The organism is Mesorhizobium sp. M4A.F.Ca.ET.022.05.2.1, assembly GCF_003998845.1.
Taxonomy (GTDB): Bacteria; Pseudomonadota; Alphaproteobacteria; order Rhizobiales; family Rhizobiaceae; genus Mesorhizobium.
This window is the reverse complement of the sequence record NZ_RZOJ01000194.1, coordinates 1-10,723: the sequence shown is the minus strand read 5'-3', so window position 1 is coordinate 10,723 and position 10,723 is coordinate 1. Positions and strand designations below refer to the sequence as shown.

The following is a 10,723-nucleotide window of genomic DNA, read 5'->3' as shown; positions in this document are numbered from 1 at the left end:
GAACAGCGCCCAGTCGCGCTCGTCGGCCAGAACGTTCTGGCCGAAGCTAGTGCCGAGCGAGGACAGCTCTTCGTTGATCCTGGCCAGCCGCTTCTTGCCGCCGGCGTCGAGCTTGGCGCCGGACCGGACAAAACCCTTCCAGGTCTTTTCCAGCACGCGCAGCGTCTCTGCATCCAGCTTCAGGCTTTCGCGGCGCTGGTAGAGGTCGTCGATGCGGGCAAACAGGTTCTCGTTCATCGAGATGGCCGAGAAATGCCTGGACATTTTCGGCGAGATGTCGCGCTCCAGCGCCTGGATGTCCTCATTGGTGTGCGCGCCGGCACGACACCAGAAGATCGACGAAACCTGGTCGAGCGCCTCGCCGGCGAGTTCCAGCGCGGCCAGCGTGTTCTCGATCGTCGACGCCTCGCTGCTGCCGGCGATCGCATCGATCTCGGCCTCATGCGCCTTCAGCGCCGCGTCGAAGACGGGGCCAAAATCGCCATCGCCGATGCGGGTGAAATCTGGCAGGCCGAGCGGCCCTTGCCATTTGGTCAGCGGATGGGCGGCGAGATCGACGGCTGATGACATTGAAGAACTTTCGATTGGTGGCAATGGGAGGCGAGACCGATGTAGGGCGCGGGCTTGTCGCGCGCAACCGCGCGGTGGGCCCGTCAGTAGGCCTCGCAGCTTTCGGCGATCGCCGCCTGCGTGCTGGCGGTGATGCGGTTGCCGGCGACGGAGAAGGTCTCGTGCATCAGCATGTCGTTGTTGGGGAAGTCGTAGCAGGCGATCACCGTGGTGACGCCGGCTTCCGACTTCTCGATGCGATGACGGATCGCGGCGCCGGCGACAGCGCCCTGCCAATCGTCGATCGAGGCGATGAACTCTTGCTTGGTCTGCACGACGCCAAGGTCGTCGAGCTTGATGCGCACGTCGTCGGCAAGCAAATCCGAGAGCTCCGTCCGGTCGGCGACGAGCAGCGCCGAATACCAGCGGTCGATCAGCGCGCCGTCATCGGCGCGGGCGGCGAGGACCGAAAAGAACAGCGCGGCGGCTATCGCGGTTCCCTGGGAAACGATCCGCATCGCGGGCCTCACCCCAGATCCGGCCGCTCGAAATCGCCGGTCTCCTTGTTCATCACCCACAGCTCGCCTGTCGAGATGTCGAACCAGGCGCCGTGCAGCGACAACCTGCCCTTGCCTTCGAGGATGGAGACGCAAGGGAAGGTCCGCAAGTTGGCGATCGAGTAGCGGATCGAGATGCGCTCCAGGGCGGTCTGGCGCTCGGTCGCCGTCATGAAGGTGCTGGACGACACGGTCTCGGCGGCGGGCGCGATCAGGCTCATCCACTTGCCGATGAAGTCGCCTGGCGAGAGCGGCGCGGAATTCGGGTCGAGTGCCGCGCGGATACCGCCGCAGCGGCCGTGGCCCATCACCACGATGTTCTTTACCTTCAGGCTCTGCACCGCGAATTCGAGCGCGGCGGAGGTCGAATGGAATTCGCCGTCCGGCGCATAGGGCGGCACCAGATTGCCGACATTGCGCAGCACGAACAACTCGCCCGGGCCGGCATCGAAGATCGCCTCAGGGGCGGAGCGCGAATCGCAGCAGGCGACGATCATCGTCTCGGGCGCCTGGCCTTCGCGCGCCAGAGAGCGGTAGCGCCCGCTTTCGGCCGGATAGCGGCCGTTCATGAAATTGCGATAGCCGTTGAGCAGATGTTCGGGAAGATGGGGCATGGGCGGCGTCTGGACCCTTTCCGGGTTGGATGCGGCACTTTCAGTCTGGAGAAGCCTCTAACGGCAAAAGCCGGTCGCGAGCAATGCCGAATTGCGGATGGCTCCGTCGCAATCGCGATGCGGCGGACATGGCTCAACCTGTCGCTCTATGCCCAGATGGCGACTGGAATGCCAAAACGATCCGACAGCGGCGGGTCCGGATTCGGCCTTGCCTCGCCACTGGCGATGCGGCCGGCAATCAGCATCATCGCTGCCGCGTCGAGAAAATCATCGGCGGCGGCTCCCTTCGGTGCCGGCTGATCGAGGAAGCTCTTTTCATAGCCATGCCGGCATAGCAGCGCCTTGCGTTCCTCCATCCCGGCGAGGTTGATCGCGCCCTTGACCTTCTTCGGCAGCGCCATGGCCTGGCCGCCATTCAGCCGGCAGAAGGCGACCTCGGGGTGCGATTCGAAGACGCGGCCGCGCAACTCCGGCCGCGCGATCAGCAGGGCATCGATCTCGCGGATCTTGGCAAAGATGCCGAAGGCCTGGATCGAGACGCCGCGCGGCGGATCGGAACTCGCCTTGGCGACCTCGCTGGCGCGGCGATGCGCGGCGTACCAGGCCTCGACCGTGGTGAAGCCGTCCGTCTCGGCATAGAGCGCCGCGCGCGAGGGGATCGAGAACACGCTCGATTGGCGCTGCCCAAGCAGCGGCCGCACGATCGCCTCCGGGCCGCGTCCTCCCCTTTGCGAGAAGTCGGGGAGGCCGATCGGCATGTCGACGGCGATCGTGGCGCCGCCGGCGGGCAATGCGGCGAGCAAAGCGGCAAAGCCTGGAAAGACGGAGATCGACGGAGCGGCATCCGGATGACGATGGACGGCGATCCAGCCGGCCTTGCAGCCGTCGACGCCGACCAGCACGCCGGCCGTCACGCCCGCTTGTCCCGCTCCGGGTGCAGGAGGTGGCGCAGCTGCACCATCGCCATCGGATGCGACAGGCTCTGCGCGTCGGTCTCGAGCTGCAGTTCGTCGCCGCCGCGTTTGGCGGTCCGCGCCAGGATCTCGTAGACGGCGGCCGTGGTCGACTGCAGCGCCTTGATCGGCGGCTGGCCGGAGAGGATGCGCGCCAGATAGACGGCGGCCGTAAGGTCGCCCAGCCCGTTCGGCGGCTTGTCGATGAGGCGGTGCTCGGCAAGCAACGCCTGCCTGGAATCGAGCAGGAGGTTGCCGGTACCGCCGGCCATCATCGAAGGCGCGGAGGTGACCAGCATGGTCGAGGGACCGGCGTGAAGGGCTGCCGCCATCACCGATTTCAGGTCGGCAAGCGGTGCCCCGGCCATCCATTCCAGCTCGTAGCGGTTGGGCGTGGCGATGTCGGCGATCGGCATCAACCGGTCGCGCAAGGCCGCCGCTGTCGGCTCCGGCACGTAGAGCCCGCCGGAATCGCCCATCACCGGATCGCAGATATAGAGGGCGTTCGGCGTCCTCTCCCGGACGGCGGTGACCAGCGAGGCGACGGCCTCGGCCTGGCCGGCCTCGCCCAGATAGCCAGACAGCACCGCGCCGACCTCGCCCAGCCAGGGCGCGCGCTCGAGATCGGCCATCAGCGCCTTGAACTGGTCGAGCGGCGGCACGATGCGGGTTGCCCGGCCGTGGCCTGGATGCCAGGGCAGGACGATGGTCGGCACCGCCCAGACCGGGAAGCCCAGTGTCTCCAGCGCAAAAACGGCGGCGCGGTTGCCGACAGAGCCGCGCGCGACATGGCTGGAGATGACGATGACCGCGCGCGGCGCGCCGGCTTTTTCAGCATTCATGGATGTCCGGTCCTAACCGCCACGCGTGGCGAAATACACCAGCCAGGCCAGCAGGCCGAAGGCGATGACGAGCCCCAGCACCCTGCCGATGCGGGTGCCCCAATAGTCGATCCGGTCCGAACGGTCGGCGTCCGCGGCGTTGACATGGTCGCGCGCGCCTTTCGCCGCCCGGGCGATGAACGACGTGCCGCCCGGGTTCGTCTCCCGCTCCACGCGCTCGAGAATACGGCGCGATTCTTTGTCGCTGTCCTGGCGCTCGGCCATGGCAATGTCCTGTTCAGCCGGGACCTTAGCCTGTTCGCCCGGCCATTCACAGGGCCTGCCTGCAGGGCAGCGGGATGGCAGTGGAAGCTTTCCGGCCGGGTCATTTTCTTGCACGCGGATTGTGGTAATGCTTCGCGTGCAACTTCCGACGAGGGACCCAAATCATGCTTGCCCAGAGCCTCTCTTCCCCCTCCATCTTCCGCCATCTGCCGGCCATTCTGATGATGGCCATCGTGCTGCCGCTGCTTGCCGGCTGTGGCTACAACACCATCCCGACGGCGGAGGAAAACGCCAAGGCGGCCTGGAGCGAGGTGCTGAACCAGTACCAGCGCCGCGCCGACTTGATCCCCAATCTGGTCGAGACGGTCAAGGGCTATGCTGCGCATGAGAAGGACACGCTGGACGCCGTGGTCGAGGCGCGCGCCAAGGCGACGCAGATCACGGTGACGCCGGAAACGCTGAAGGATCCCGAGGCCCTCAAGAAGTTCCAGGATGCCCAGGCCGGGCTGACCAGCGCGCTGTCGCGGCTGATCGCGGTGTCGGAAGCCTATCCCGACCTCAAGGCCAACCAGAACTTCCTGGCGCTGCAGGCGCAGCTCGAAGGCACCGAGAACCGCATTGCGGTGGCGCGCCGCGACTACATCCAGGCGGTCAAGGATTACAATTTGACGCTGAAGACCTTCCCGTCGGTGTTGTGGGCGACCTTCTGGTTCCGCAGCAACGAGCCCTTCGCTAACTTCACCGTGGAGGAAGACAAGATGCAGCCGCCGAAGGTCGATTTCGGCACGAAGCAGGGCGGTTGAACGACGAGTTAGTTTACCGAGCTTGCCAGCCTTGCGTTCCTTCGCGCCCCCCGCTGTCCTGCCGGACATCTCCCCCCCAGGGGGGGAGATTGTTCGTCGCGTTCGCCTTCGCCATTCCCCAACGTCTGAAAGGGAGGGCTGGTGGTCGAGCCGTCAATCTTCCCCCAAGTGGGGGAGATGTCCGGCAGGATATAGGGGCGCGCGCCAGAACGCCTTCGTTGGCGTCTTGCTGAGCTTCGTCTGCTTCCTCCTCCTCCCTCTCACCGCCTTCGCCGCCGATCTGCCCGCGCTCACCGGTCGCGTCGTCGACAATGCCGGTATCATCGACGCTGGAACAAAAGCCGCGCTGACGAAAAAACTCGCCGATTTCGAGAAGAAGGGCTCCGACCAGATCGTCGTCGCAACCATCCCCAGCCTGGGTGGCGAGGAGATCGAGCCTTACGCCAACCGGCTGTTCCGGTTCTGGAAGCTCGGCCAGGCCAAGGAGAACAACGGTGTCCTGCTCGTGGTGGCGCCGAACGATCGCAGGATGCGCATCGAGGTCGGCTATGGGCTGGAAGGCACGTTGACCGACCTGCACACCAAGCTGATCATCGAGAACGACATGGTGCCGGCCTTCCGCGCCGGCGATTTCTCCGGAGGCATAACCAAGGCCGTCGACGACATGATCATGGTGCTGGAAGGCAATCCGGAGGAACTGGAGGCGCGCGGCAAGCGCAACGAGCAGGCGCCATTCAATTCAGACGATTTGTTCTTCTCGATCTTCATCGCAGTCTGGATCACCATCCTCGTTCTCAGCCTTGCCGCTTCCATCCTGCCACCGATCTTCGGCCAGAGGATCGGCCCCGGCCGCTATCGCTGGCTGGGCATGACCTTCGAGCCCGGCAAGCGCTCGTCCAGCGGCGGCTGGTCCTCGGGGAGCTCCGGCGGTGGCTGGTCCTCGGGCGGCGGAGGCGGCGGATTCTCCGGTGGCGGCGGTTCGTCGGGCGGCGGTGGCTCCTCGGGAAGCTGGTGAGACACATGGCGACACGACCGATCAGCCCGCAGGATCATGAGCGCATCGCCGAGGCGATCCGCGCCGCCGAGGCGAGGACCGACGGCGAGATCTACTGCGTCGTGGCGCATGCCAGCGACGGCTATTTCTTTCCCGCCGCCTTCATGACGACGCTAGCCATGCTCGTCGCCAGCCTTGCCGTCGCCTATGGGCTGGAGGCCTGGTGGCTGTCGATCCGCCTGCCGCATTTTGTTTTCGCCGAGCTCCTGGCGCTGGCCTCGGTGCTGGTGCTCTTGTGGGCGCTGCCCGGATTGCGCATCCATTTCGTGCCGCGCCACCTGCGTTACCAGGCGGCGCATCTCAATGCGGTCAAGCAGTTCCTTGCCCGCAACGTGCATCGCACCGCTGCGCGCACCGGCGTGCTGGTCTTCGTCTCGATCGCCGAGCGCTATGCCGAGGTGGTCGCCGACAGCGGCATCAACAGCAAGGTCGGCCAGCATGTCTGGGACGGCGTGGTGCGCGACCTTACCGCGCATGCCGGCGACGACCGGCTCGCCGACGGGTTCATCAAGGCCGTCGAATCGGTTGGCGCGGTGCTGGCCGAACATTTCCCTGTCACAGCGGGCGATGCCAACGAGCTGGACGATCATCTCGTCGAGATTTGAGATTAGTCTTAAACCTGCGCTGAGCCCTCCCGCGCCCTGTTGTTCGCCTGTGCGAAAGCGCGGATGCCGTGGGCCGGACTCTTTGCAATCCGGCGATGCGGGTTTATGGTTAACCAATCATGAACACGCTGACCATCGACATCAGGAAGGCCGAGCCGCGCGACGCGGCGGCCATCGCCGACGTGCATCAAGAGGCCTGGCGCGGCGCCTATTCCGGCATTATTCCGCACCGCACGCTGACCTCGATGATCAACCGCCGCGGCGCCGACTGGTGGGCGAACGCGATTCGCCGCGCCGCCACCGTGCTGGTGGTGGAGATTGGCGGCACGATCGCCGGCTACGCCACGATCGGCAAGAATCGCGCCCGTGAACTCCGCCAGCAGGGCGAGATCTACGAGCTTTATCTGCGCCCGGAATACCAAGGCATCGGGCTCGGCAGCCGGCTGTTCAGCGCGGCCCGCGCGCGGCTAGCCGACCACGGCCTGCGCGGCATGGTGGTTTGGGCGCTTGAGGACAACCAGAACGCGCTTGCTTTCTATGCTGGCGCCGGCGGCCGCGACATCGCCGAAGGCGTCGAGATATTCGAGCAAAAGGCGCTGAAGAAGGTCGCCTTCGTCTGGGAATGAACGCCCGCGTTTCGGCGTCGTTATTCTCCCCGCACGATTCGCCGCATTGCACCATGACGCGTCCGCCGCTATCGGTCTGACAAATCGAGAGAGGGATTTGAGTTATGCGCATCGAAGCGATTGCCACCGGGAAGAACCCGCCGGAAGACGTCAACGTCATCATCGAGGTGCCGATCGGCGGCGAGCCGATCAAGTATGAAATGGACAAGGAGGCCGGCACGCTGTTCGTCGACCGCTTCCTGCATACCTCGATGCGCTATCCCGGCAATTACGGCTTCGTGCCGCACACGCTGTCGGGCGACGGTGACCCGATCGACGTGCTGGTGTGCAATACGCGCGCGCTGGTGCCGGGCTGCGTCATCAATGTGCGGCCGATCGGCGTGCTGATCATGGAAGACAATGCCGGCCAGGACGAGAAGGTGATCGCCGTCCCGTCGCCGAAGCTGACGCTGCGCTACGAGAACGTCACCGAGTACACGCATCTGCCCGAGATCACGCGTGATCAGGTGCAGCACTTCTTCGAGCACTACAAGGATCTCGAGCCCGGCAAATGGGTCAAGATCGAGGGCTGGCACGATTCCAAATACGCCAAGAAGATGATCGTCGAGGCGATCGAACGGGTGAAGGTGGCGAAGGCGGCGAAGTAGTCTCGGCTCAGTTATCCACCCGGCCGAAGTCCGGCACGCTGCCGATCACCTCGCGCTTGTCCTTGCCGCAGGCGAAGCCTTTCGCCTTCTCGTCGGCGAGCTTGCGCGCCTGGTCGTTGGCCTGCGGGTTGCCGGTGGCCAGCACCAGCCCGATGGTGCAGCCCTGCTGGGTGTCCGGCTGGGCCACCTTGGCAACGACCAGCACCTGGGTCGGCTTGTTCTCGTCATCGGGATTGCTGACCTCGCGGCGGTGGATGACGGCGAAGGGGATGGCGACGTCGCCGTTGGTCTCGATGCGCCATTCCACCTTGGGCCCGGCCGTGTTGAGGCCGGAGAAGCTTTCCCAGACCGAGGTCATGTCGCCGGACGGGAACCCGTAGAACAGCGATTCGCGGGCATCGTCGTAGCCGATCAGCACGGGGTAGCCGCGATAGCCGGAGCAGGCGAGGCTCGCCCAATCGCCTTCGCCCTCGGCCGCCTGCGCATAGGTTACGCAATCCCTCTCCCAGTCCAGATCGGTGTAGGCGCTGGATATGTCGCCGGCATGGGCCGCCTGGCAGAGACCGGCGAGGGCAAGCGGGATCAGAGGCGCACGCATCGCGAATACATTCCCGTCGGTAATTTTGCTATCTGGCCCTAAGCCTCGCAAAAAAATACAGGGCGTACAACGCGGAAAACAAAGCGGATGCGAGGAACGCTTGATAGTCCATCCAGCAGATTGCGAGCAGTGACACCCAGACGGCGAGCAGGACAATGGGGACAAAAACATCCAGATACAAAAACACCAAAGCGACCGAACATATCGACGCGGTCAGGATGCTCGCCGTTGAGCCGACGCCGTGCGCCTTTTCGATAAAATAATTTAGCGCAGACGAGATCAGAAGCAGGAAAAGCACTCTGCGCAGGACGGCTTCCTTGACTGCGTACTCATTCAAGTCGAGGACAGTGGCGATATCCCTTTTTTCCTCCTGCGAGATCAACTCTGGACGCCCCCGTTTCAGGTAATTGATCCCGAACATTTTTTTCAGGTCGTCCAAAATCATCTGAGCGAGATTCAATTCGCAACCTGCGGCTCTCGATGGGGCATGGCAAAGATACTGCTTGCGATTGTAGTGGATCGCAAGAGAGCTATTTGTTCAAGCTGGCCTCGATCAGCAAATCGGCGTTGCGGGCGACCGACGCCGCCGGTCCGCCGAGGCCGAACAGCTGGCCGCTGATATAGGCGCCCTCGATCAGCAGCAGCAGGCCGTCGCCAAGCGTGTTGGCATCGGCGGCGCCCATTGCGGCCGCCATGGCGCGCAGGCGGCGGCGCAGTTCCTGCTTGTTGGTCTCACTGACGATGCGCGCCGGATGACTGTGATCGGGATACTCCACCGCCGCATTGGTCATGCCGCAGCCGCGATAGTCGGGTTTTTGGGTGCGCTTGCCGACGCGGGTGAGGAAAGCCACGATCTGCGCGCGCGGGTCGCCCGGATGCGCATCGACAGCCTCGTCGAAGCGCTCCCAGAATTCGAGATCGTATTTGCGCAGATAGGAGGCGGCGAGTTCGTCCTTGGAGGGAAAGCTGCGGTAGAGGCTGGGCTTGGTGACGCCGGCGCGCTTGACGATCTCGTCGACGCCGATCGCTCTTATGCCTTCGCGGTAGAACAGGTCGCGCGCCACGTCGAGGATCTTGTCGGCGGCCTTCGGATGCGCCGGCGCGTGATCCCCGCTGATGGATGCTTCAATTTTTTTGTCCGGTGGCATGCCACGACTCGCTTGACAATGTTACTGACCGGTACGTATTCATAGCCCCATCCAATTGCAACGTACCGGTCAGTAACATGATAGCTCAGTCTCGTCCGTTTGGCCAGCGCTACGCTTTCGTCGTGGTCGGCGTTATCTTTCTTTGCCTGCTGATCGCGGCCGGGCTTCGTTCGGCGCCGTCGGTGATGATGCTGCCGCTGGAGGAGAGTTTTGGCTGGCGGCGCGACGTGGTCTCGCTGGCTGCCGCGATCGGCATCTTCCTCTATGGCCTGACCGGGCCGTTTGCCGCCGCGTTGATGGAGCGGATCGGGCTGCGCCGCACGCTGCTAATTTCGTTGCTGGTGATGTCGGGCTCGACGGCGCTCAGCCTGCTGATGACCAAGCCGTGGCATCTGCTGATCACCTGGGGCGTGCTTTCCGGCATCGGCTCGGGTGCGGTCGCAACCGTGCTCGGCGCCACCATCGTCAATCGCTGGTTCAAGACCAATCGCGGCCTGGTGATGGGGCTGATGTCGGCTTCGAGCGCCACCGGCCTGCTTGTCTTCCTGCCGTTGCTCGCCTCGCTGGCGCAGGCGGGTGGCTGGAAGCCGGTCGCCATCGCCATCGCGATCGCCACCGCCGCCCTGGTGCCGGTGGTGTGGCTGCTGGTGCCGGAGCGTCCGGCCTCGATCGGCCAAGTGCGCTATGGCGCCGATCCGGATGACGTGCCGCCGGTATCGCCCGCCTCGCAGGGCAATTTTCTGGCGCACACGCTCAGCACGTTGCGCCGCGCCGCCGGCACGCGGGTGTTCTGGTACCTGTTCGCCACCTTCTTCATCTGCGGCTTCACCACCAACGGGCTGGTCGGCACGCATCTCATCGCCTTCTGCGGCGACATGGGCATCGGCGAGGTGCAGGCGGCCGGCCTGTTGTCGATGATGGGCATCTTCGACCTGATCGGCACGACGCTGTCGGGCTGGCTCACCGACCGCTTCGACCCGCGCAAGCTGCTCGGCGTCTACTATGCCATCCGCGGCCTGTCGCTGATCTACCTGCCCTATTCCGGCTTCTCGGCGGTCAGCCTGATCATCTTCGCCGTGCTCTATGGGCTCGACTGGATCGCCACCGTGCCGCCGACGCTGAGGCTCGCCAACGAGGCCTTCGGCGACCGCAGCGGGCCGATCGTGTTCGGCTGGATCGTCGCTGGCCACCAGGTCGGCGCGGCGGCGGCCGCGGCGTTCGGCGGCACGATGCGCGAGCTGCAGGGCAATTACGAGCTGGCCTTCCTGATCGCCGGCATGACGGGCATCGCGGCGGCCTGCATCTCGCTCTTGATCAACACGAGCAAGCCGGCCTTCGAGCCGGAGCCGCAGCCGGCGTAGGACACGACTGCCCCTTCTCCTCTTGTGGGAGAAGGTGTCGCCGAAGGCGACGGATGAGGGGTGTTCCAGAGGACACCGACGTCCCATTCCTTCCAGTACCCC

14 protein-coding genes and 1 pseudogene are annotated in these 10,723 nt (G+C 64.8%); 6 read left to right on the top strand and 9 right to left on the bottom strand.

Annotated elements, in window-relative coordinates; genetic code table 11:
• The 6 genes and pseudogenes from EN745_RS20470 to EN745_RS20445 form a co-directional block, all read right to left on the bottom strand.
• Positions 1–570: pseudogene (locus EN745_RS20470) on the bottom strand (peptidase M3); the annotation flags it as partial.
• An 83-nt stretch (positions 571–653) separates the two neighbouring features.
• Positions 654–1,067: a nuclear transport factor 2 family protein gene (locus tag EN745_RS20465; protein ID WP_126057559.1), complete on the bottom strand. Its 414-nt coding sequence runs from the start codon at positions 1,065–1,067 to the stop codon at positions 654–656.
• An 8-nt stretch (positions 1,068–1,075) separates the two neighbouring features.
• Entirely contained in the window at positions 1,076–1,720 is a 645-nt protein-coding gene (locus tag EN745_RS20460; RefSeq protein WP_126057560.1) for a carbonic anhydrase, read from the bottom strand.
• Positions 1,721–1,866: 146 nt separating this feature from the next.
• A complete protein-coding gene (locus EN745_RS20455; RefSeq protein WP_126057561.1) occupies positions 1,867–2,634 on the bottom strand; it encodes a DUF429 domain-containing protein in 768 nt (255 codons plus the stop codon).
• Positions 2,631–3,515, bottom strand: a complete 885-nt coding sequence (gene pdxY / locus EN745_RS20450) for a pyridoxal kinase PdxY (RefSeq protein WP_126057562.1) — start codon at positions 3,513–3,515, stop codon at positions 2,631–2,633. Before pdxY ends, EN745_RS20455 begins: the two co-directional genes overlap by 4 nt.
• Before the next feature lie 12 nt (positions 3,516–3,527).
• A complete protein-coding gene (locus EN745_RS20445) occupies positions 3,528–3,779 on the bottom strand; it encodes a hypothetical protein (protein ID WP_126057563.1) in 252 nt (83 codons plus the stop codon).
• 164 nt (positions 3,780–3,943) lie between these two features.
• Between EN745_RS20445 and EN745_RS20440 the strand changes: the two genes are divergently transcribed.
• The 5 genes from EN745_RS20440 (at position 3,944) to ppa (ending at position 7,514) form a co-directional block, all read left to right on the top strand.
• Positions 3,944–4,582: a LemA family protein gene (locus tag EN745_RS20440; protein WP_126057564.1), complete on the top strand. Its 639-nt coding sequence runs from the start codon at positions 3,944–3,946 to the stop codon at positions 4,580–4,582.
• A gap of 226 nt (positions 4,583–4,808) precedes the next feature.
• On the top strand, positions 4,809–5,597 hold the full coding sequence (locus tag EN745_RS20435) for a YgcG family protein (protein WP_126057565.1): 789 nt from the start codon (positions 4,809–4,811) through the stop codon (positions 5,595–5,597).
• Positions 5,598–5,602: 5 nt separating this feature from the next.
• Positions 5,603–6,241: a TPM domain-containing protein gene (locus EN745_RS20430; protein ID WP_127405682.1), complete on the top strand. Its 639-nt coding sequence runs from the start codon at positions 5,603–5,605 to the stop codon at positions 6,239–6,241.
• A 119-nt stretch (positions 6,242–6,360) separates the two neighbouring features.
• Positions 6,361–6,867 carry a GNAT family N-acetyltransferase gene (locus EN745_RS20425; RefSeq protein ID WP_126057566.1) on the top strand — a complete coding sequence of 169 codons (507 nt, stop codon included), beginning with the start codon at positions 6,361–6,363 and terminating at the stop codon, positions 6,865–6,867.
• A 104-nt stretch (positions 6,868–6,971) separates the two neighbouring features.
• Positions 6,972–7,514, top strand: a complete 543-nt coding sequence (gene ppa, locus EN745_RS20420; protein ID WP_127422109.1) for an inorganic diphosphatase — start codon at positions 6,972–6,974, stop codon at positions 7,512–7,514.
• 7 nt (positions 7,515–7,521) lie between these two features.
• On the opposite strand, the gene EN745_RS20415 is transcribed toward ppa, so the two are convergent.
• From EN745_RS20415 to EN745_RS20405, 3 genes are all read right to left on the bottom strand, one after another.
• Positions 7,522–8,112 carry a hypothetical protein gene (locus EN745_RS20415; protein ID WP_126057568.1) on the bottom strand — a complete coding sequence of 197 codons (591 nt, stop codon included), beginning with the start codon at positions 8,110–8,112 and terminating at the stop codon, positions 7,522–7,524.
• 28 nt (positions 8,113–8,140) lie between these two features.
• On the bottom strand, positions 8,141–8,572 hold the full coding sequence (locus EN745_RS20410) for a hypothetical protein (protein WP_145992079.1): 432 nt from the start codon (positions 8,570–8,572) through the stop codon (positions 8,141–8,143).
• A 70-nt stretch (positions 8,573–8,642) separates the two neighbouring features.
• Positions 8,643–9,260 carry a TetR/AcrR family transcriptional regulator gene (locus tag EN745_RS20405; protein WP_127422107.1) on the bottom strand — a complete coding sequence of 206 codons (618 nt, stop codon included), beginning with the start codon at positions 9,258–9,260 and terminating at the stop codon, positions 8,643–8,645.
• Between the two features lie 77 nt (positions 9,261–9,337).
• Here EN745_RS20405 and EN745_RS20400 point away from each other — a divergent pair, with 77 nt between their 5' ends.
• Complete coding sequence (locus EN745_RS20400; protein ID WP_127422106.1) at positions 9,338–10,621, top strand: MFS transporter; 1,284 nt, start codon at positions 9,338–9,340, stop codon at positions 10,619–10,621.
• Positions 10,622–10,723 lie beyond the last annotated feature (102 nt).